The sequence below is a fragment of the uncultured Sphingomonas sp. genome (assembly GCF_913776855.1).
GTDB lineage: Bacteria > Pseudomonadota > Alphaproteobacteria > Sphingomonadales > Sphingomonadaceae > Sphingomonas.
Map to the genome: position 1 here is coordinate 88,539 of NZ_CAJYQD010000001.1, position 20,197 is coordinate 108,735.

Sequence of the window (20,197 nt, forward strand, 5' to 3'; positions counted from 1 at the left end):
TCATGGCTGCGCCGGCTCTGGATCGATGATGCTGCCGTCCGCCCGCGCGGCAAGATTGACCTGCGTCGGATAGGCGATCTCGATCCCTTCGGCAGCAAAGCGGCGCAGGATCGCGACGCCGACCGCCGTCCGTCCCTCGTAGAAAGCGGCGTAATCCGCTCCGGCTGAATCGAACAGCAGTTCGAAATCGATGCTCGACGCGCCGAAGCCGATCAGGCCGCAGCGGACGAAGGCGCGATCCTGCGCTTCGACCACCTCGCGCAGCATGGCGGGGATGCGTGCGCAGGTTTCGGCGTCGGTCTGATAGGTGACGCCGATCACGAACGACGCCCGGCGGTGGGCGCGGCGGGTATTGTTGGTGATTTCCTTGTCGAGCAGGTTCTTGTTCGAAATGATCCGCTCTTCGCCGGTGACCGAGCGGATGCGTGTCGATTTCAGCCCGATTTCGGCGATTGATCCGTTGGTCTGGTCATAGCTGACATTGTCGCCGCGCCGGAACGGCTTGTCGAAGATGATCGACAGCGCCGCGAACAGGTCGGCAAAGATGCCCTGCGCCGCCAGGCCGATGGCGATGCCGCCGACGCCCAGCCCCGCGACCAACCCCGTGACGTTCACGCCAAGATTGTCCAGCACGACGATCAGCGCGATGGCGAACAGCGCGAACGTCACCAGCAGCCGGATCAGTCCCATGGCGGATGCCAGCGCCTCGCCATGATAGCTGTCACTGGCGGTCCGCCGTTCGACCGCGCCCAATATGACCTCGCGCGCCCAGATCGCGGCCTGAAATACGGCGGCGACGGTGAAGAGGAACTCGATCGTCGCGGTGACCATCGGCGGCGCGCTGGCATAGCCATCCACCAGTTTCGCGGCGAGCATCACCATGAAGAACAGCCCGGTTCGCCCGATGGCCCGGCCCACGACGCTGCCCCATCCGGTACGATTGTCCTGTGCCAGCTTCATGCCCCAGCGGCGCAGCAGCAACAGGACCACGACGATCAACGCGCCTATACCCAGCGCCACGAGGACCTGCAGCCAATTCTCGGCGATCCACCGCGCGGCGTCCTGCAACAACAGCCGGGCCTGCGCCTGCGCCTGTTCGGCGTTGAATCCCCGTTCGACCGTCGCGGCGGGTGACGCGCTGTTCTTGACGCTCATATTGTCCTTTCAGGCAGCTGCGGCGAGGCTCTCTTGCCCCTCCAGCAGCGCGATCAGCCCGCGTTCGTGGCGGCTGAGATATTTGGCGGTGCGCGGCAGGCGCAACGCGTTGCGAAACGCGCCTTGCCCATCCTTCACCAGATCGATCAGCAAGGGATGGACATAGGATTTGCGCGCGATCGCCGGGGTATTGCCCAGTGCATCGACCACCGGACCCAGCATCGTCTTCAGGCTGATGTCCGCATCGGCCTCCGCCAGCGTCGTGAAGGCGAGGACGCTCGCCCCCCAGGTCCGGAAATGCTTGGCGGTGAAGTCGCCCCCCATCGCGTCGCGGATATAGGCGTTGACGTCGCTGGAGGTGACCGGATGCGCTTCCCCCTCGGCATCGACCCAGCGGAACAGATGCTGGCCTGGCAGGTCCTGGCACTTGCGCACGAAGCTGGCGAGCGAGCGATCGGTGATGGTCAGCAGGCGCATCTTGCCCGACTTGGCGCGGTATTGCAGTTTCAGCCGGGTGCCGGTCAGCTTTGCGTGCCGCTTGCGCAGCGTCGTCGCGCCGAAGCTCTTGTTGACGCGTGCATAGCCTTCGTTCCCCACGCGCACCCGGCCCAGATCGAGCAGCCGCACCACCGCCGCGACCGCCCGGTCCCGCGACAGCGCACGCCTGGCAAGATCGCGTTCGACCCGCGCACGAAGCTTCGGCAGGGCATGGCCGAACGCGGCGCAGCGGTCGTATTTCGCGCTTTCCTGCGCCGCGCGGAAATCGGCGTGGTAGCGATATTGCTTGCGGCCCTTCTCGTCCCAGCCGATCGCCTGGATATGGCCGGCGGGGTCGGGACAGAACCATGCGTCGCGATAGGCGGGGGGCAGGCCGACGGCATTCAATCGATCGATCTCGTCGCGATCGGTGATGCGGTTGCCATCGGCATCGTAGTAGCCCCAGCCACGCGTCAACTTGCGCCGCGTGATGCCCGGCGCCTCGCAATCGGAAAAGACGCAGCCGGCGGGGCAGGGTAGGTCGTCGTCGGCTGGTTCCATCGGGCTGTCCCTGCGTATGTCCCGATCAATGTTCGGCTCGTCGCTTCGTTCCGGAACCCGCGCAGGAGCAACCGGTTACGACGGGACCACCCCGCACAGGAGTTTCCCCATGGCCGACCTCGCCAATGCCCGCGTGCTGATCCTCGCCACCGACGGGTTCGAGGAATCCGAACTGTTCGATCCGCGTCAGGCGCTGCTGGATGCCGGCGCGACCGTGACGCTCGCATCGATCAAGACCGACCCGATCCAGGGCGTCGTCAACGACAGCGAAAAGGCGCGGAAGATCACCCCCGACCTGACGCTGGACGCGGTCGATACCGAGGCGTTCGACATGCTGCTGCTGCCCGGCGGCGTCGGCAATCCTGATGCGCTGCGTATTCAGGAACGCGCGGTCGAGATCGTCAGCGAGTTCATGGACGACGACAAGATCGTTGCCGCCATCTGCCATGCGCCATGGCTTCTGGTCGAAGCCGATGTGGTCGATGGGCGTCGCGTGACGAGCTGGCCGTCGGTGCGCACCGACCTGGAAAATGCCGGCGCCGATGTCGTGGATGAAGAGGTCGTGATCGACGGCAACCTCATCACCAGCCGCAAGCCCGACGACATCCCCGCCTTTTCGAAGGCCGTGATCGAGGCGTTGCAGAACGAACTGACCGAGGCGTGAGACGAGGGGGCGGGTTGCGGCCCGCCCCTAAGTCGCGACTGCCACGCGCCGTCGATCCCCCCGCCGGTTGAGCCAGATCTGCGCCGGCCGTTCGACCCCGCGATACAGCAGCTCCGACGACGCGATCACTGCGATGACATACAGCGCCAGCACCCATAGCGGCGCATCGGTCGCGTCCTGTACCAGTATCAGCTTGAACACGAACCACAGCAGGAAGTGGCCGAGATAGGTCGCATAGCTGATTTCACCCAGCCGATAGATCGGCCGCCATTCCAGGGGGTTACCGCGGCGGTTCGACGTTATGCCGGCGGCCAGCAACAGGCAGGCGAGCGCGGCCGGCAACGACTGTGCCTCCGACAGCAGCTTCAGCCCCCATGCCGCCACCAGCCCCAGCGCAAGCGTCACCGCGATCACCGCGATCCGGTCGCGCCCCTGCCAGCGCAGCCACAGCGCCCCGATCGCGGTACCGGCGGCGAACTGGATCACGCAGCGCGCGACGGCAAAGCGTTGCAGCTCGCTGCCCAGGCCATCCTGCCCGCACAGCGGCAGGATGCCGAACAACAGGATCGCGACGAAGCCGATCAGCACGATGCTTGGCAGCTTTCGCCAGTCCAATGCGACCGCCAGCAGCGGGAACAACAGATACGCGGCGGATTCGGCGGAGATCGACCAGGCGGGATCGTTCCACTTCAGCGGATCGACGAACCCCCAGCTTTGCAGCAGCACGAAATGCAGCGGCAGTTCGGCAAAGGGAAAGCGATCGATATTGCGGCCGGTCGCCGCCAGCACGCTTGCGAGCAGCACCGCGCAGGCCAGCACGAACAGATGCAGCGGCCAGATGCGCGCCATCCGTTTCCACAGGAACCGCCCCGCGACCGGGAGACCTCCCTCGGCAAAGCGTCGCCCCCACGACAGCCAGATGACGAAGCCCGACAGCAGGAAGAAGAAATCGACCGCCAGATAGCCCTTGGCGATCGCCGATTCGACGACCGGATGCATCTCCGCCATCGATCCGCGCAGGTGGAACAGCACGACCCACCATGCGGCCAGCCCCCGCGCACCGGTCAGCGCCTTCAACTCGTTCATGCGGTCACCGCCCCCTTCTTGCGCCGCTGGATCGGCACCCACGCCTGATCGGCCCGTTTGCGCGCCAGATAGGTGTCGAGGCCGATCTGTGCGCCGATCAACATGAACACGAACGGCTGGAACGCGATCGCCACGAAATTCGCGCCGAACAGATACACGATGTGCCCGTTCTGCAGCGCGGCGGCCAGCGGCACCACCCACGCTTCGTCGTCAGCGGCCTTGGCATAGCGGCGCCGCAGCACCTCCATGCGGAACAGTCCGCCCAGATTGATCAGCAGCCAGAGCGCCAACCCCGGATAGCCCTGTTCGCCCAGCATCTCGAAATAGGCGGAGTGATAGGCGCGCCCGGCATCGACCTCCAGGCTGCGCTCGACCGTCTTGTTGCCCGCCTCGCCGACCACCGCGACCTTTTCATAGCGGATGCGGTTCTGGAGATAGGCGACGAAGCCCCCGCCGAACGGGTTCTGCTTTACGTAATCGAGCGTCCACATCCACACCGCTAAGCGCGTCGATGCCGACGCGTCGGACTGATAGGTCCCGATCGTCTCCATCCGCTGGGTAAAGGCAGAGGGCAGGAACGGCACCGCCATCATCCCCGCTGCACCGGCCAGCGCCAGATAGGTCAGCCGCCGCTTCACATCGCGCAGCATCAGCACGCCCAGCAGTACGATGCACAGCAATCCCGTGCGCGTCGATGTGCCGACGGGGATCAACATGCAGGAAAAGATCAGCGCATAGCAAAAGGCGCGCACCCGCCAGTCGGGCGGGAATACCGTGCCGAATTTGCTGAACCACAGGATCAGCGGGATGATCGCGATCGCGACCGTCGAGATCGTCGACCCTTCGTACAGGCCGGCATTGTTCGACACCATCAGGTTCAATTCGCCGTATCCGCCACCCGACCCCAGCGTCTTGATCCCGCCGACGATGATGATCGACGCGGCCGACAGCACCATGAACAGCAGCAGCGATTCGATGCGCAGCTTGGTCCTGAGCGTCAGCGGCAGGAAGATGGCGAAGGCCAGCGCCTTCCACACCCATTCCCATTTGAACTGCGCCTCGACCGGAAAGTCCGCAGTTTTCGTCGTCCAGAAACAGTAAAGGAGCAGCGCGAGCATCAGGAACTGGCGCGGCGCCATGCGCGTATCGCGCTTGTCGTCCACCGCGACCCACGCCAGCACGGCAAGGCCGCACGCGATCAACGATATCGGGATCGAATTGAGCAGCAGATAGGTCAACCGCTGCGGCGACACGATGTCGATATAGACATAGGTCAGTACGAACACGAACGGCTTGCGAAAGCCGGCGGCGAACAACAGTCCCAGGAATGCGACGAAGACGAGGTCACGCACCGAAGCGATCCCGTCCTTTGCGTGGGCTATCGCCCCGCACGCGTTCGTCGTCGAGGTCCGGCCGCCGCAGCAGTCGCCACGCCGCGAACAGCATCAGCAAATGGGTCAGCCCCAGCGAGAAATTGTCGATCATCGGCGTGGGGCCCCTAACGTCACCCGCAGTGATAACGGATACGGGTTGATGCGACGTTAAGCGATCGGCCAGGCGGGGGTCGAGGGGGCGATCCGTCCGCCCCAAGCTGGAGGATACCCCTGCTATCCCCGAACGATCTTCAGATATGCGTCCAGCACCGACTGGCTCGCCGTATCCCAGCGATAGCCCTTCGCAGCCTCATGCCCCACTAGCCCCATGCGCCAGCGCAGGTCGGCATCTTCGCACAGCCGCGCGATCGCATCGGCATACGCGGGGACGTCGCGCGGCGGCACCAGGAAGCCGGTCGTCCGGTCCTCGACCATGCCCACCGCACCGGTCGCGCGGGCGGCGACGACGGGCACGCCGGCGGCCATCGCCTCCAGCGTGACGTTGCCGAACGTTTCGGTGATCGAGGGATTGAAGAACACGTCCATCGACGCGACTGCACGGCCCAGATCGTCGCCCGCCTGGAACCCGGCGAATACCGCGTGCGGGACGCGTTCGGCGAACCAGTCGCGCGCCGGGCCTTCGCCGATCACCAGGATGCGGTGCTTGGTGCCGCGCCGCTGCAATTCGGTCGCAACCTCCGAGAAGACGTCGAGACCCTTTTCCAATACCAGTCGCCCGAGAAAGCTGACCGCCACCTCGTCGTCGCCGATGCCGAGCGAGCGCCGCCAGTCGAGATCGCGCATCGCCGGGCTGAACCGTTGGTGATCGACCCCGCGCGACCAGATGCCGATGGGCGAGGTCACGCCCCATTCGCGCAGCAGGTCGGCCATGCCGCGGCCGGGTACCATCACCTGGTCGGCGCGATTGTAGAACCGCTTCGACAGCGCGACCGCCATCGGCTCCAGAAACCCGATGCCGTAATATTGCGGATAGGTTTCGAAGCGCGTGTGAAGCGAGGCGAGTGTCGCAATCCCGTTGTCGCGGCCCCAGCTAAGCGCACGATGCCCGAGGATGTCGGGGGCGGAGACATGGACGATGTTCGGCGCGAAAGCCGTCAGGTCGGCGCGCGTCTTCGCGGTCAGCCCGCGTGCCAGCTTATATTCGCCACGTCCGCCGGGCATCCCGTACGCCGGCACGCTGACCAGATCACCGGTCGGCGGAAACGCCGGCCTGTCGGTCGTCGGCGAATAGACGCGTAAGGTGACGCCATGGTCGAGCAGGTGACGTGCAAGGCGGTTGAGCGCCTGGTTGGCGCCGTCACGGACATAGTTATAGTTTCCGCTGAACATCGCGACGCGGAGCTGGGAAGGCTTCATCCGCGTGCCCATAGCGCCGGAACGCTCCGTACGCCACCGGAACGCTTGGCCGCTGCAACGGGTTGACCCGCCTGTCAAACAGGAGCGGACAGGATGAGCGACAGCTACAAGAAGGGCCAGAAGGTCAAATGGTCGTGGGGCAACGGTACGGCGGAGGGCAAGGTCGAGGAGCGCTTCGACCGCCGTGTGCAGCGGACGATCAAGGGGAGCAAGATCACGAAGAACGGCACCAAGGACAATCCCGCCTATCTGATCGAGCAGGATGACGGGACGAAGGTCCTGAAGAGAGGCAGCGAACTCGACTGATATTCCCCTTTCGTTCCGCATCTGCTAAGGGCGCGCGCATGGCAAAACCCCAGAAGCGCTATGTCTGCCAGCAATGCGGATCGGTATCCTCGAAATGGGCGGGACAATGCGCCGATTGCGGCGACTGGAACACGCTGGTCGAGGATGCCGGCGCGGTCGTCACCCCGTTTTCGGCGCGGCATAATCTGCAAAGCGGCGGACGGCCGATCCTGTTGTCGGGGCTCGATACCGACATCGCGCTGCCCGACCGGCTGAAGACCGAGATTACCGAACTCGACCGGGCGTTGGGCGGCGGCTTCGTGGAAGGATCGGCGACGCTGATCGGCGGCGATCCCGGCATCGGCAAATCGACCCTGCTGTTGCAGGCGGCGGCCAAGCTCGCGCTGGCGGGCAAGGGCGTTGCCTACGTCTCGGGCGAAGAGGCCGCCGATCAGGTCCGGCTGCGCGCCCGCCGCCTCGGCCTCGGCAACGCGCCGGTGCAGCTGGCGGCGGCGACGTCGGTGCGCGACATCCTGACCACGTTCGGGGGATCGGCCGCGCCGGACCTGCTCATCATCGATTCGATCCAGACGATGCACAGCGACCTGATCGAAGGGGCGCCGGGTACCGTCAGCCAGGTGCGCGCCTCCTCGGGCGAACTGATCCGCTTCGCCAAGGAACGCGGCACCGCCGTCGTGCTGGTCGGCCATGTGACCAAGGACGGGTCGATCGCCGGCCCACGCGTCCTCGAACACATGGTCGATACCGTGCTGGCGTTCGAGGGGGAGCGCAGCCACCAGTATCGTATCCTGCGCGCGATGAAGAACCGCTTCGGTGGCACCGACGAAATCGGCGTCTTCGCGATGGAAAGCGAAGGATTATCGGAAGTTTCAAACCCTTCGTCGCTGTTCCTGACAAGCCGTGACGAGAATGTCACCGGCACCGTCGTCTTCCCCGCACTGGAGGGGACCCGCCCAGTGCTGGTCGAGGTGCAGGCGCTGACCGTCCGCTTGGCATCCGGCGCGACGCCGCGGCGTGCGGTGGTCGGCTGGGACTCGGGGCGGTTGGCGATGATCCTCGCGGTATTGGAGGCACGCTGCGGCCTGGCGTTTGCGACCGCCGAAGTCTATCTCAACATCGCTGGCGGCTACCGCGTGACCGACCCCGCCGCCGATCTGGCCGTGGCGGCAGCGCTGGTGTCGGCGCTGTCCGAACGACCGGTCCCGTCCGATGCGATCGTGTTCGGCGAAATCGCGCTGTCGGGGGAGGTCCGCCCCGTGGCGCATGGCGCGCTCAGGCTGAAGGAAGCCGGCAAGCTCGGCTTTTCACGCGCGCTTGCCCCCGCGGCCCAGGCGGAGGGCGGGGCAGTCAAGCTGTCCGGGTTCAAGGACCTGCCGAGGTTCGTCGACTACATGCTTGGCCGCTAATTCCTCCCCGGCACGGGGAGGATCAGTGATGCGATCGACACCATCACCTCGACAATTCCCCCACCGCCCGGCATAGCCGCCCCATGGGCCTGACTTCGCTCGACATCGCCGTCCTCTGCACCGTTGGCGGCGCTGCGGTGCTGGGCTTTTTGCGCGGCTTCGTCACCGAAGTCCTGTCGCTGGCTGCCTGGGCGCTGGTCGTGTTGCTGCTGAAACTGTTCCACACGCCCGTTGCCGCCGCGCTGGTCGGACCGACCGGGACGGCGGGCGGTGCGGCGACCCTGGCCTTCGCGCTGATCGCCGGTACAGGCTATTTCGCCGGGCGGCTCGTCGCCAACGGCATTGGTGCGCGCACCCGTGCCTCGGTCCTGGGGCCCGTCGACCGTGCGCTCGGCTTCGGCTTTGGTGCGCTGAAAGGGTTGATCCTCGTCAGCCTCGCATTCCTGCTGCTGCTGCTCGCGGCCGACTTCATCGGCGGCGGTTCGACCCGCCGGCCGCTTTGGATCAAGAACGCGCGTACTTATCCGCTGCTCAATGCCACCAGCACCAGCGCCGTCGACTTCATCGACCGTCGCCGCCGGGGCGAACCGGTGTTCGGGGAATAGAAAAAGCCGGGCATCGACTCGCCACCGTCACGATTGCGCCCTACATCCGACGGGTGAGCGCAAACCTGTACAACACCGACATCCTCCGCCTTGCTGCCGAAACCGCGCAGGCCGTCCGCCTTTCCGATCCGCACGCTTCCGTCGAAAAGCGCTCGCCCATCTGCGGCAGCCGGGTGACGGTCGATATCGCGGTGGGCGATGATGGACGTGTCGCTGCGGTCGGGATGCTGGTGCGCGCCTGCGCGCTGGGGCAGGCATCGTCGGCGTTGCTGGCGCGCGCGATCGTCGGCAAGTCGCCGGCGGACCTCGCCGCCGCGAGCGAGGCATTGGCCGCCTGGCTGGCGGGGGAGGGCGACCTGCCCGACTGGCCTGGCCTGGCATTGTTCGAACCGGCCCGTCCGCACAGCGCCCGTCACGCTTCGATCCGGCTCGCCTTCGAAGCCGCTGCCGAAGCCGCACGCCATGCCGCCGACCAACGGGCCGCCGCCTGATGGAACATGGCACCGCGTCGCTGCTCCATGATTTCGCGCCGCTCTTGGGCGCGGCGCTGGTGTTCGTCCTGATCTTCCGCAAGCTGGGTTTGGGTGCGACGCTTGGCTATCTCGTCGCCGGCTCGGTCGTCGGGCCGCAGGTGCTGGGGCTGGTCGGCAACGCCGAATCGAAGCTCGCCATTGCGGAACTCGGCATCACGCTGCTCCTGTTCCTCGTCGGCCTAGAGCTGTCGCCGTCGCGCCTGTGGCAGATGAAGCGCGACATTTTCGGCCTCGGCCTGATGCAGGTCGTGCTGTGCGGCGTCGCGATCACCGGAGTCGTATGGCTGGCGACCCATTTCAGCTGGGCCGCCGCGCTGGCGCTCGGCCTGCCGCTCGCCCTGTCGTCGACGGCGCAGGTCCTGCCGATGCTGCAATCGGCGGGGCGCATGAAGACGCCGTTCGGCGAACGGGCCTTTGCGATCCTGTTGTTCCAGGACCTGTCGATCGTTCCGCTCATCACCATCGTCGCCGCCCTGTCGCGCAATCCCGCGGATGCCGGTGGTCCGCCGGGATGGCAGCTGGCACTGTGGACGGTCGGCGCGGTCGTCGGGCTGATCCTTGCCGGCCGCTTCCTGTTGCGCCCGCTCTTCCGCCTGATCGGCAATATGGGCGAGCGCGAAATGTTCGTGTTCGCCGGCCTGTTCACCGTGATTGCCAGTGCGGCGGTGATGCAGGCGCTGGGCCTGTCCACCGCGCTCGGCGCGTTCATCGCCGGCGTGATGCTGGCCGACAGCCCGTATCGCCACGAGCTGGAGGCCGACGTCGAACCGTTCCGGTCGATCCTGCTCGGCCTGTTCTTCCTCGCGGTCGGGATGATGCTCGATCTGGGCGCGATCGTCGAGCGACCGGTGTTCGTCGTCGGCATGGCGATTGCGCTGATCGCGACCAAGGGGCTGGTGATCTTCGGCCTTGGCCGGCTGTTCGGAATGCCGTGGCGCGGGGCGCTCGCGCTGGGACTGCTGCTCAGCCAGGGGGGCGAATTCGGCTTCGTGCTGTTCGCACAGGCGCAGAACGCGCTGCTGATCGCGCCCGAAGCCGCAAGCGTGTTCGGCGCGATCGTCACCCTGTCGATGGCGACCACCCCGTTCCTGATGATGGCGACGCGCAAGTTCCGCGCGGACCCCGACAAGAAGCATGGCGACACGCCGGAAGGGCCGCGCCATGACGGCGCCAGCGCAGTCGTCGCCGGCTATGGCCGTTTTGGACAGACGGTCGCGCAGATGCTGCTGGCGCAGGGGATCAGCGTCACGGTCATCGATCGCGATGTGGAAATGATAGAAGTCGCCGATAGCTTCGGCATGAAGGTCTATTATGGCGATGGCACCCGCATCGACCTGCTACGCCTCGCCGGGGCGCAGGACGCCGCGCTGCTGCTGTTCTGCGTCGATGGCGATCCGTTCGAAATCGACACGATCGAGGCGATCCATCAGGCGTTTCCCGATGCCGGCATCTTCGTGCGCGCCTATGACCGCCGATCGGTCGTGAAGTTGGCCGGCGCCCCGGTACAGGGCGTGTTCCGCGAAGTCCTCGATTCCGCCGTCACCATGGCCCGTGCGGCGATGGTCAGTGTCGGGGTCGACGATGGCGAGATCGACCGGACCGAGGACCTGTACCGCAAGACCGATGCGAAGCGTCTGTCGCAGCAGTCCGAAACCGGCGATCTTCGCGAAGGACGCGACATGATATTTACCCATGCCCGTGTCGCCGCCGCATCGGGTACGGTGCCGGACGACGCGGCATGAAGGGACGGCCGCTCGGTGGGCGGCCGGGTTTCGCGTTCGCCGCATTGTGCGCGGCCGTTCGGCGTGAAGCCAGCTTCCGGACCCAACTCGCCTTCGCCGCTTCGACCGGTATCGCGCTGGAGGGGGTGGTCGATCTGCTGCACCCCGGCCACCATCCCGAAATTGGCGTCGGGAAGGATATCGCGGCAGGCGCGGTGCTGGTGGCTGCCATGTCTGCCGTGATCGTCGCAGCGGCGATGGTGGTCGACACATTGGAGTTGTTGCGATGAACTTCCTGCTCCTCGCCGCTGCGCTGTCGGGCGCGATGGCGGTCGCGGCTGGTGCGTTCGGGGCGCATGGTGCCTCCGGACTCGCTGCCGACTGGTTGAAGACCGGCGGGCAGTATCAGCTGGCCCATGCCATCGCCGCGCTGGTCGCGATGAACCTCGCCGCGCGCGGGCCGGGCTGGTTGTTCGTCGCCGGTGGCTTGCTGTTCGGCGGGTCGCTTTACGCGATGGCGCTAGGCGGACCGCGCGGCCTGCTGGGGCCGATAACACCGCTCGGCGGTCTGGCGATGATTCTCGGCTGGCTGTGGCTCGGCTGGATCGCCCTGCGGCGCTGAGCGTGGCGACTGGCGCCGACGGCTTTTCCGCAAGTGCGGCGTCGGCGCACGCTACGGCCGTCCTCTCCACGACCCGCCGCGCTTAATCGACCGCTATGCCATAGGTGTGGAATTGCGCGTCGCGTTCCCAACCGGCGCGGACATACAGCGCGTGTGCGGCGCTGTTGTCGACGGCCGTCGATAATGTCATCCGCGCCGCGCCGATCGACCGGGCATGGTCGCACGCCGCCGCCAGCAATGCTTCTCCAACCCCGCGTCCGCGTGCTTCCGGCGCGACGAACAGGTCGTTCAGGATCAGGGTCGATCGCATCCGGACGGACGAGAAGCAGGGGTATAGCTGCACGAAGCCCGCGCCGTCGTCGGCCAGCAGGATCACCGATTGATCGCGCTCGATCCGGGCGGTCAGGAACGCCCGCGCGCCGTCGAGGTCACCGTTCTGGCCATAGAATTGGCGATAGGCGTCGAACAACGGCACGAGCCGATCGAGATGCTGCAACGTCGCACGGCAGATAGTCACCATGGCCTTCCTCGCTCACCGGGACGGAAGTGCCAGCTTCCGCCCGTCCGTGGGATGTTCGCGCAACGACCGAATCGAGCGATTTCCAACGCTCGACCGTACACCGTCGCGCGTCATCCTACCGCTGCTACATGAACGTACCGCAAATTTCGCCGCTGGCGGGCTATTGTCCGAAGCGACCCTTGCTGGCCTGCGACACCGCTTCGCGCGCGGCGGCGAGCAGCGCGCCGGCCTTCGCCTCGCATTCGCGCTGTTCATAGGCGGGGTCGCTGTCGGCGACGATGCCTGCACCCGACTGGACGTGCATCATCCCGTCCTTGACCACCGCGGTGCGCAGCACGATGCACGAGTCCATCGACCCGTCGGGGCTGAAATAGCCGACGCCGCCTGCATAGGCGCCGCGCCGTTCCTGCTCCAGTTCGGCGATGATCTGGCACGCCCGGACCTTGGGCGCCCCCGACACCGTACCCGCCGGAAATCCGGCGAACAGCGCGTCGAGGGCATCGGCATCGGACCGTAACGTGCCGACCACGTTCGACACGATGTGCATGACATGGCTGTAGAATTCGACGGTATAGCTGTCGGTCACCCGCACGCTGCCGGTCGATGCCACCCGTCCGACATCGTTGCGGCCAAGGTCCAGCAGCATCAGATGTTCGGCGCGTTCCTTGGGATCGGCGAGCAGGCTGGTGCGGTTCGCCTCGTCTTCCGCCGCCGTGGCGCCGCGGGGGCGGGTCCCGGCGATCGGCCGGATCGTCACCTCGCCATCGCGCAGCCGCACGAGAATTTCCGGGCTGGACCCGGTGAGTGCGAAGCCGGGCAGGTCGAGGTGATAGAGGAACGGCGACGGGTTGATCCGTCGCAATGCCCGGTACAATTCGAACGGTTGCAGCGGAAACGGCGTGGTAAAACGCTGTGCCAGGACGACCTGAAAAATGTCACCGGCCGCGATATATTCCTTCGCCGCCGCGACCATCTCGCCATAACGGCCGGCGGGCAGGACGGGGGTCAGCGCCAGGTCCGGGACTTCGGACAGCCGGGCCGGCGCGGGCAGGGCGGCGGCGTCGAGCGCGGCTTCGGTCGCTTCGATCCGCTCCGCCGCCGCCTCGATGCTGGCGCCGGGCCATACCGGTGCGACGACGAACAGCGTGTCGGACAGCCGGTCGAACACCAGCAGCACGGTCGGCCGCACGAACATCATGTCGGGCAGGCCCAGGGCATCCTCCGCCACCTGCGGCAGCGTTTCGACCAGTCCGACCGTCTCGTAACCGAAATAGCCGACCAGACAGGCCAGCGCGCGCGGCAGGGCGGCCGGCACGTCCATCCGGCACTGTCCGACCAGCGTCCGCAGCGCGGCGAGCGTCGGCTCTTCGCACGCAACGAACGCGGCGCGATCGGTCAGCCAGTGGCCATTGATCGCTGCATCATTTCCGTTGCCCCGGAACACTAGGTCGGGGGCCAGCCCCAACAGGCTGTAACGGCCCCGCACCGACCCGCCTTCGACCGATTCCAGCAGAAAATCGCCCCGCCCCGGCTGGATCAGTTTCAGCGCGGCGGCGACCGGCGTTTCGGTATCGGCCACCCGTGTCGTCCACAGCAGCGCCGGTTGCCCGCTGGACAGCGCGGCGCGGGCGGCCTCTACCCCCTCGATCCCGCTCATTGTGCCGGCGCGGGGGTGGCCCCGCCGACCAGCTCGTTCCGGACGCGGTTGATCGCCTGCTCGTTGCGCTTCACCCCGACCTGACGGCGCACCGCCTCGACGAATTGCTCGGCATATTCGCCACCGGTCATGCGACTCAGTTCGCGTCCGACACCGGTAATCGCCGCCTTGTCGTTCGTCGCATCGCCGCGCTGGATGTCGTCGAGATAGACGATCAGCCAGCCTTCGCCGTTCGGTGCCGCGGTCAGCTTGGCCTTTTTCGGCGCCATCGAGAACATCAGCTGGAGTGCGGCGGGCACCTGCTGTCCCAGCTGCGACAGCTGCGCGCGCGATGCGGTAACCGGACGCGGAGCGGGCAGGCGCGTACCCGACTGGGCAACGGCGGTGCCGATCGGCATCCCGCCATTCACCTTGGTCAGGATTTGCTGCGCCACCGCGCGGGCTGCCTTCAGTGCCTGGTCCTGCTTGTACTGGCCGATCACCTGCTCGCGAATTTCCGCAAGCGGGCGCGGGGCGGCGCGGGTCACGTCACCGGTCGACACGAGGGCGAAGGTGCCATCGGCGGCGGTCTGTACGATCTGGGGCGCATCGCCGGATTCGGCGGCGAAGCCGGCTTCGATGATCGGGGCCAGCGCAGGGTCGGGCTGTGCCGGCTTCAGCGGGTCGATGCCCTGCGCCGTAACCGGGGCGGTCGCCTGTGCCGACAGCTTGGAGTCCTTCACGATTTCATCGAACGTCGCGCCATCGGTGATGCCGCCGTCGATCTTTTCCTGGACGGCTCCCAGCGCGGTCGCGCCCTTGGTCTTGGTCAATTCGGCGACCAGTTCCGGACGGGCCTGTTCAAGGGTCTTGCCCGGCACCTGCGTGACCGCGTCGACCTTCAGCACCACGAAGCCCAGCGGCGACTGGATCGGCCCGGCGACCGCACCCTGCTGTGCACCGAACGCTGCGTCCGCGACGGCAGGCGAGGTCTTTCCGGCCAGCTGCCCCTTGGTCTGCCCGGTGAAGTTGGTCGCTTCGAGGCCGATCGCACCGGCAGCGGCGGTCAGCGCCTGTCCGCCGCGGACGGCCTGCGCCAGCTTGTTGGCAGCGGCCTGATCGGCAACGACCACCTGCGACACACTCCGCGTCTGCGACGGTGCGAATCGAGCCGCGTTGGTGCGATAGGCGGCCTGGATTTCCGCATCGGTCGGCGCCGATTGCGCCAGGACGCTGGCCGGGGTGACGATCGCATAGCGGATCACCCGGCGTTCCGGCACGGTATAGCGCGCGCGATTGGCGGTGTAATAGGCCTGCAACTGCTGGTCGGTCGGTGCCGCCGGCGCCGGGAAGGCGGCGGTCGGCACGATCGCGACCTGCCCGCTACGCGCCTCCTTGGCGAGCGAGGCATAGGGCAGGGCCAGCTGCTGCGGCAGGTAGCTGCTCTCCAGCGTGCGGGCGAGCATCAGGCGGGTAAGCGTGGCACGGCGGATATCGTCGCGCAACTGCTGCGGCGTGATGCGGGCACGGGCCAGCGCCTGTTCGAACGTGCGTTGGTCGAACTTGCCGTCCAGCCCCTGAAACGCCGGCAGGCTGGCGATCTGTCCGTCTACATAGCGGTCGGACACGACCAGCCCGTGATCCTGCGCGAACTGGCGCAGCGCGAGATCGGAAATGGCCCGGTTCAGCGACCCTTCGAACCCGCCGCGCGCGATGTATTGCGCGGTATCCAGCCCCGGCTGCCGCTGCGCCGCCTGCTGCACGTCGCCGCGGATGCGCTCGGTCAGCACCGTGTCGGTCAGCTTGTCATCGCCCACGGTCGCAACGGTCGCCCCGTTGCCGCCCAGCGCCGACGGACGCAGCCCGTTGAGGTCGGCCATGGCAAAGCCGATGGCGATGACCGCCAGCAACAGCAGGCCGACAAAGATGCCGACCTTCGACTTGGTCATGCGCCTGAAGAAACCGAGCATCCGTGCAACCGATCGAAAGGAATGAAAGGATGCTGCTTTAGAAGGCGGTCGCGCCCGCTTCAAGGTTGCGTAGGCCGCCACATGCGCTATCGGCTGTAGAACATGTAAAACGCGCTGGGAGCCGTGGGTATGAGTCGTCGCAAGCTGGTGGCTGGCAATTGGAAGATGCACGGGCTTCGCGGGCAATTGGCCGAGGTCGCGGCGATCGATGCCGCCGCCGCCGCCGCGCCGGGCGTGGATGTCGCGCTGTGCGTGCCCGCAACGCTGGTCCATGCGGCGTCGGACATCGCGGGAACGATGCAGATCGGCGGGCAGGACGTCCACGCCAATGATCGCGGTGCGCATACCGGGTGCGTTTCCGCGGAGATGCTGGTCGAAGCCGGGGCGACCATCGTGATCGTCGGCCATAGCGAGCGCCGTGCCGACCAGAACGAAACCAGCCACGACGCCTGGGCGAAGGCCGCCGCCGGGCGCCGCCACGGCTTGAATGTCATCCTGTGTTGCGGCGAAACCGAGGCGGAGCGCGATGCTGGCCGTGCCGAACGCGTCGTGCAGGCGCAGATCGAGAAGTCGGTGCCGGAAGGAGCCAGCGGCGACTGGTTCACGCTTGCCTATGAGCCGCGCTGGGCGATCGGCACGGGGCGCACGCCATCCGCCGACGAAATCGCGCAGGTCCATGCGATCGCCCGTGCCAAGCTGCGTCAGATGGTCGGCGATGCCGCGGACGGCATCCGCATCCTGTATGGCGGATCGGTGACCGGCGCCAACGCCGCCTCGATCCTGTCGATCGACGATGTCGACGGCGCACTGGTCGGCGGGGCGAGTCTGACCGCCGAAAAGTTCGTGCCGATCATCGAAGCGGCGGCCCGGCTGTAACCAGCGCCTGCGGAACGGCCAGCGTCAGTGTCGGTTCATCCCTGATATGCTAGGCACCGACTTTGCTCCAACCGGGAAGACGATCATGCGAATCCTCAGTTTGTTGTCGATCGCGCTGCTTGCCGCCAGCACGGCACCCGTGACGGCGCGCGAACGTGACAACGCGGCGGGAGAGGCCGCATTGTCGCGGATCACCGATCGGCGCGATGTCGGCAAGGCGGTCGACTGCATCAACCTGCGCGATATCCGGTCTAGCGAGATCGTGCCGAACACGGCCATCGTCTATCGGATGAACAACGGGACCCTGTTCGTGAATCGGCCGCAGGGTGGCGCCTTTCTCGACCGGGACGACATTCTGGTGACGCGCACGATCGGCACGCAGCTGTGCCGGATCGATATCGTAAACCTGCTCGACCGCAATTCGCGCATGATGAGCGGGTCGCTGTCGCTTGGCGACTTCGTACCCTATTCGCGATTGCCGGCACGCAACTGATCCTCTTGCGCCCGGCGTCCGCTTCGCCCATATGGCGCGCGGGAGTCGGGCGGACGATGCCGTCGCCAACCCGGTCAGGTCCGGAAGGAAGCAGCCGCAACGATTTCGCAGCGGGTCGTCCGGCTCCCACCTCTAACGCGGCGCGGCAAGGTCCAGCGCGCGGGTCATCAGCCCGGTAAATTGCAACGTGTCGACGTCCTTCGCAGGATCGTTGACGCCGTTCGCCATCGCATACCATCTGCCGTCCTTGCCCTGCAGCAGGAAGGCCATGGTAAGGACGCCGGGTTCCGACCCCCCCTTGTAGCCGACATAGCGCCAGTGCGCCGTCGCGTCGGGAATGCCCGGATTCTTCGACAGGATCGCCCGCAACTCCGCACCCGCCGGGCCGTCCATATGCCGTCGCAGCCAGTCCATCGCCCGGATCAGGTCGTTCGGACTGGCGAACCATTCCAGTTCGGCAATGCGTAGCGGCTTTCCGTTCTGAAACAGGTCGCGCGGGATCGCGGCGATCGGGGTATCGCGCACCGCGCCGTCGAGGAACGCCCGTCGCGCAGCCGGTGTCAGCGAGAGATAGCGCGCGCCGAGCGCGCCGCCGTCCACGCCTTTCAGCTTGAACAGCTCCAGCGCGCCCAGAAACGGCACGTTGCGCGCGCCACCATCGGTAAAGCCGATGACGGGCAGCATCGCTTCCACCTTCGCCCGACCGAGCTGGAACAGCAGGATGTCGGTCGCGCTGTTGTCGCTGACCGAAATCATCCGCTCGGCGAGTTCCTTTAGTGCGATGCGCGTACCCTTGGGCTGCTGCGCATAGCCGCCGCCGGGCAGCGCCGACCCGTCGAGCGTGACGACATCGCTCCACTTGCGCTCGCCTGCCTCGATCGAGCGAACCAGTTCGGCGAGGATGACCAGCTTGAACGCCGACCCGATCGCAACCGGTGCAGAGGCGTTGCGGGCCTTGCTCAATTGCGGCGGCCCATCCCCCAGTCGCGCCAGCGCGAAAACGCTGGTGCCGGGTTGGGCGGCGAGGCGTTCGACTACGGCGTCCAGCGTAGGCGCTGCCGGACCGCGCGGTTCCACGCCCCGTGTGAGAAGGCCGGTGATCAAATGATCGCCGCCGGGGTCGAGCGCAACATCCGCCTTCAAGGTGCCGCGTTCATAGGCGAAGCGCACATGTGCCGCCCAGGGACCGGTTGACTCGATCGCCTCCACCCCGGTCGGTTTGCCGAGTGCGGTCGTCAGTTGCCGGGCGATGGCGTCGAAACGCGCGCGGGGTACGGCAGCGCGAAACGACGGGGCGAAGGTCGCATCATAGTCGCCCGCCCCGGACAACACTGCCACGACCTCCCGCGTGCGGCTGTCCATCGTTGCGTCCGCCGGTTGCGCCTGAACCGATGGCGGTGCCATCGCAGCGAGCAACATCAGCATGGCGACCATCGGCATCTTCCCCAAAGCTCCTGTCGATCGACAGGCTGCGGCATCGGACAAAGGGCGTCAATCGCCGTATGTCAGGCGTCGATCACCTCATCGTCCAGGCGCGCGGCGTTTTCCTGGATGAAGGCGAAACGATGTGCCGGGTTGGTGCCCATCAGCCGATCGACCAGGTCCTTCACCGCCGCGCGTTCCTCATATTCCTGAGGCAGGGTAATGCGGATCATGCTGCGGCTTTTGGGGTCCATCGTCGTCTCGCGCAGCTGGCCCGGATTCATCTCGCCCAGTCCCTTGAACCGGCCGACCTCGACCTTCTTGCCCCGGAATGCGGTGCGTTCCAGCTCGGCACGGTGGGCATCGTCGCGGGCATAGAGCGACTTGGCGCCGACCGTCAGGCGATAAAGTGGCGGCTGCGCAAGATACAGGTGCCCCCGCCGGACGATTTCCGGCATCTCCTGAAAGAAGAAGGTCATCAGCAGCGTTGCGATATGCGCGCCATCGACATCCGCGTCGGTCATGATGACGATGCGTTCGTAGCGCAGCGCATCGGGCTGACAATCCTTGCGCGTGCCGCACCCCGTGGCGAGGATCAGGTCGGCGATTTCCTGATTGGCAAGGATTTTCGCGCTGGTCGCGGAGGCGACGTTCAGGATCTTGCCCCGGATCGGCAGGATGGCCTGCGTCTTGCGATCGCGCGCCTGTTTCGCCGACCCGCCGGCCGAATCGCCTTCGACGATGAACAGCTCGGTGCCGGCCGGATCGTCCGACGCACAATCGGTCAGCTTGCCCGGCAGGCGGAGCTTGCGCGACGACGTCGCGGTCTTGCGCTTGACCTCGCGCTCCGCCTTGCGGCGCAGGCGTTCGTCCATCCGGTCCAAGACGAGGCCCAGCAGCGCCTTGCCCCGGTCCATATTGTGGCTGAGGAAATGGTCGAAATGGTCGCGCACCGCCTTTTCGACGAGGCTGGCGGCCTCGACGCTGGTCAGGCGGTCCTTGGTCTGGCTCTGGAACTGCGGGTCGCGGATGAACACCGACAGCATCAGTTCGCAACCGACGGTCACGTCGTCAGCGGTCATGTCCTTGGCGCGCTTGTTGCCGACCAGATCGGCGAACCCGCGCAGGCCGCGAACCAGCGCCTGTCGCAGGCCCTGCTCATGGGTCCCGCCATCGGGGGTCGGGATGGTATTGCAGTAATAGCTGTAGCTGCCGTCACTCCACAGCGGCCATGCCACCGCCCATTCGACGCGTCCCTGTTCGCCCGGAAAATCCTGGCGGCCGGTGAAGAAATCCGCCGTCGCGCATTCGCGGCCACCGACCTGTTCGCGTAGGTGGTCGGCAAGACCGCCGGGGAACTGGAACACGGCTTCGGCCGGCACATCGGTTCCAGC

Annotated in this window: 21 protein-coding genes and 1 other RNA gene; 11 read left to right on the plus strand and 11 right to left on the minus strand. The window is 66.5% G+C overall.

From position 1 onward, the window contains the following. Both QZ755_RS00485 and QZ755_RS00490 read right to left on the minus strand, forming a co-directional pair. Nucleotides 1-1,155, minus strand: coding sequence for a mechanosensitive ion channel family protein (locus QZ755_RS00485; protein WP_294318345.1), 1,155 nt, complete (start codon nucleotides 1,153-1,155; stop codon nucleotides 1-3). 9 nt (nucleotides 1,156-1,164) lie between these two features. Then, nucleotides 1,165-2,193 carry a DNA topoisomerase IB gene (locus tag QZ755_RS00490; protein ID WP_294318347.1) on the minus strand — a complete coding sequence of 343 codons (1,029 nt, stop codon included), beginning with the start codon at nucleotides 2,191-2,193 and terminating at the stop codon, nucleotides 1,165-1,167. Nucleotides 2,194-2,302: 109 nt separating this feature from the next. Between QZ755_RS00490 and QZ755_RS00495 the strand changes: the two genes are divergently transcribed. After that, the gene (locus tag QZ755_RS00495; protein WP_294318350.1) at nucleotides 2,303-2,857 is read left to right on the plus strand and encodes a type 1 glutamine amidotransferase domain-containing protein; all 555 of its coding nucleotides are present in this window, start codon (nucleotides 2,303-2,305) and stop codon (nucleotides 2,855-2,857) included. Between the two features lie 27 nt (nucleotides 2,858-2,884). On the opposite strand, the gene QZ755_RS00500 is transcribed toward QZ755_RS00495, so the two are convergent. The 4 genes from QZ755_RS00500 to QZ755_RS00515 form a co-directional block, all read right to left on the minus strand. Further along, on the minus strand, nucleotides 2,885-3,943 hold the full coding sequence (locus tag QZ755_RS00500) for an acyltransferase (protein WP_294318352.1): 1,059 nt from the start codon (nucleotides 3,941-3,943) through the stop codon (nucleotides 2,885-2,887). Further along, a complete protein-coding gene (locus tag QZ755_RS00505; protein ID WP_294318355.1) occupies nucleotides 3,940-5,295 on the minus strand; it encodes a DUF5935 domain-containing protein in 1,356 nt (451 codons plus the stop codon). Before QZ755_RS00505 ends, QZ755_RS00500 begins: the two co-directional genes overlap by 4 nt. Then, nucleotides 5,288-5,428 (minus strand): hypothetical protein, encoded by a 141-nt coding sequence (locus tag QZ755_RS00510; protein ID WP_294318357.1) that lies wholly within the window; start codon nucleotides 5,426-5,428, stop codon nucleotides 5,288-5,290. The genes QZ755_RS00505 and QZ755_RS00510 overlap by 8 nt, the downstream gene beginning before the upstream one ends. Nucleotides 5,429-5,550: 122 nt before the next feature. After that, a complete protein-coding gene (locus tag QZ755_RS00515) occupies nucleotides 5,551-6,693 on the minus strand; it encodes a glycosyltransferase family 1 protein (protein WP_294318360.1) in 1,143 nt (380 codons plus the stop codon). Nucleotides 6,694-6,786: 93 nt separating this feature from the next. On the opposite strand from QZ755_RS00515, the gene QZ755_RS00520 reads away from it, so the two are divergent. The 7 genes from QZ755_RS00520 to QZ755_RS00550 all read left to right on the plus strand — a co-directional run bounded on the left by QZ755_RS00520 (nucleotide 6,787) and on the right by QZ755_RS00550 (nucleotide 11,886). Beyond that, nucleotides 6,787-6,999, plus strand: a complete 213-nt coding sequence (locus QZ755_RS00520) for a DUF2945 domain-containing protein (protein WP_294318364.1) — start codon at nucleotides 6,787-6,789, stop codon at nucleotides 6,997-6,999. Nucleotides 7,000-7,037: 38 nt separating this feature from the next. After that, nucleotides 7,038-8,405 (plus strand): DNA repair protein RadA, encoded by a 1,368-nt coding sequence (gene radA / locus QZ755_RS00525; RefSeq protein WP_294318366.1) that lies wholly within the window; start codon nucleotides 7,038-7,040, stop codon nucleotides 8,403-8,405. A gap of 83 nt (nucleotides 8,406-8,488) precedes the next feature. Further along, entirely contained in the window at nucleotides 8,489-9,010 is a 522-nt protein-coding gene (locus tag QZ755_RS00530) for a CvpA family protein (protein ID WP_294318368.1), read from the plus strand. A 53-nt stretch (nucleotides 9,011-9,063) separates the two neighbouring features. Next, nucleotides 9,064-9,501 carry an iron-sulfur cluster assembly scaffold protein gene (locus tag QZ755_RS00535; RefSeq protein WP_294318370.1) on the plus strand — a complete coding sequence of 146 codons (438 nt, stop codon included), beginning with the start codon at nucleotides 9,064-9,066 and terminating at the stop codon, nucleotides 9,499-9,501. Then, nucleotides 9,501-11,285, plus strand: a complete 1,785-nt coding sequence (locus QZ755_RS00540) for a cation:proton antiporter (protein WP_294318371.1) — start codon at nucleotides 9,501-9,503, stop codon at nucleotides 11,283-11,285. The genes QZ755_RS00535 and QZ755_RS00540 overlap by 1 nt, the downstream gene beginning before the upstream one ends. Next, nucleotides 11,282-11,554 carry a diacylglycerol kinase gene (locus QZ755_RS00545; protein ID WP_294318374.1) on the plus strand — a complete coding sequence of 91 codons (273 nt, stop codon included), beginning with the start codon at nucleotides 11,282-11,284 and terminating at the stop codon, nucleotides 11,552-11,554. Before QZ755_RS00540 ends, QZ755_RS00545 begins: the two co-directional genes overlap by 4 nt. Then, on the plus strand, nucleotides 11,551-11,886 hold the full coding sequence (locus QZ755_RS00550) for a DUF423 domain-containing protein (protein ID WP_294318377.1): 336 nt from the start codon (nucleotides 11,551-11,553) through the stop codon (nucleotides 11,884-11,886). Before QZ755_RS00545 ends, QZ755_RS00550 begins: the two co-directional genes overlap by 4 nt. 82 nt (nucleotides 11,887-11,968) lie before the next feature. Here QZ755_RS00550 and QZ755_RS00555 read toward each other — a convergent pair whose 3' ends face one another. From QZ755_RS00555 to QZ755_RS00565, 3 genes are all read right to left on the minus strand, one after another. Beyond that, nucleotides 11,969-12,403: a GNAT family N-acetyltransferase gene (locus tag QZ755_RS00555; protein ID WP_294318379.1), complete on the minus strand. Its 435-nt coding sequence runs from the start codon at nucleotides 12,401-12,403 to the stop codon at nucleotides 11,969-11,971. A gap of 163 nt (nucleotides 12,404-12,566) precedes the next feature. Next, complete coding sequence (gene trpE, locus QZ755_RS00560; protein ID WP_294318381.1) at nucleotides 12,567-14,063, minus strand: anthranilate synthase component I; 1,497 nt, start codon at nucleotides 14,061-14,063, stop codon at nucleotides 12,567-12,569. After that, nucleotides 14,060-16,012, minus strand: a complete 1,953-nt coding sequence (locus QZ755_RS00565) for a peptidylprolyl isomerase (protein ID WP_294318383.1) — start codon at nucleotides 16,010-16,012, stop codon at nucleotides 14,060-14,062. Before QZ755_RS00565 ends, trpE begins: the two co-directional genes overlap by 4 nt. 129 nt (nucleotides 16,013-16,141) lie before the next feature. Between QZ755_RS00565 and tpiA the strand changes: the two genes are divergently transcribed. The 3 genes from tpiA (at nucleotide 16,142) to ffs (ending at nucleotide 17,515) form a co-directional block, all read left to right on the plus strand. Next, nucleotides 16,142-16,888, plus strand: a complete 747-nt coding sequence (gene tpiA, locus QZ755_RS00570; protein WP_294318385.1) for a triose-phosphate isomerase — start codon at nucleotides 16,142-16,144, stop codon at nucleotides 16,886-16,888. An 85-nt stretch (nucleotides 16,889-16,973) separates the two neighbouring features. Continuing rightward, nucleotides 16,974-17,381: a hypothetical protein gene (locus QZ755_RS00575; RefSeq protein WP_294318388.1), complete on the plus strand. Its 408-nt coding sequence runs from the start codon at nucleotides 16,974-16,976 to the stop codon at nucleotides 17,379-17,381. A 37-nt stretch (nucleotides 17,382-17,418) separates the two neighbouring features. Further along, nucleotides 17,419-17,515, plus strand: an RNA gene (gene ffs, locus QZ755_RS00580) — signal recognition particle sRNA small type. Here ffs and QZ755_RS00585 read toward each other — a convergent pair. Together QZ755_RS00585 and QZ755_RS00590 are read right to left on the minus strand one after the other, a co-directional pair. Further along, nucleotides 17,514-18,821, minus strand: a complete 1,308-nt coding sequence (locus QZ755_RS00585; RefSeq protein ID WP_294318392.1) for a serine hydrolase — start codon at nucleotides 18,819-18,821, stop codon at nucleotides 17,514-17,516. The genes ffs and QZ755_RS00585 overlap by 2 nt on opposite strands. Before the next feature lie 65 nt (nucleotides 18,822-18,886). Beyond that, nucleotides 18,887-20,197, minus strand: a 1,311-nt coding sequence (locus QZ755_RS00590) for a toprim domain-containing protein (RefSeq protein ID WP_294318395.1), incomplete at its 5' end; no start/stop codon positions are given.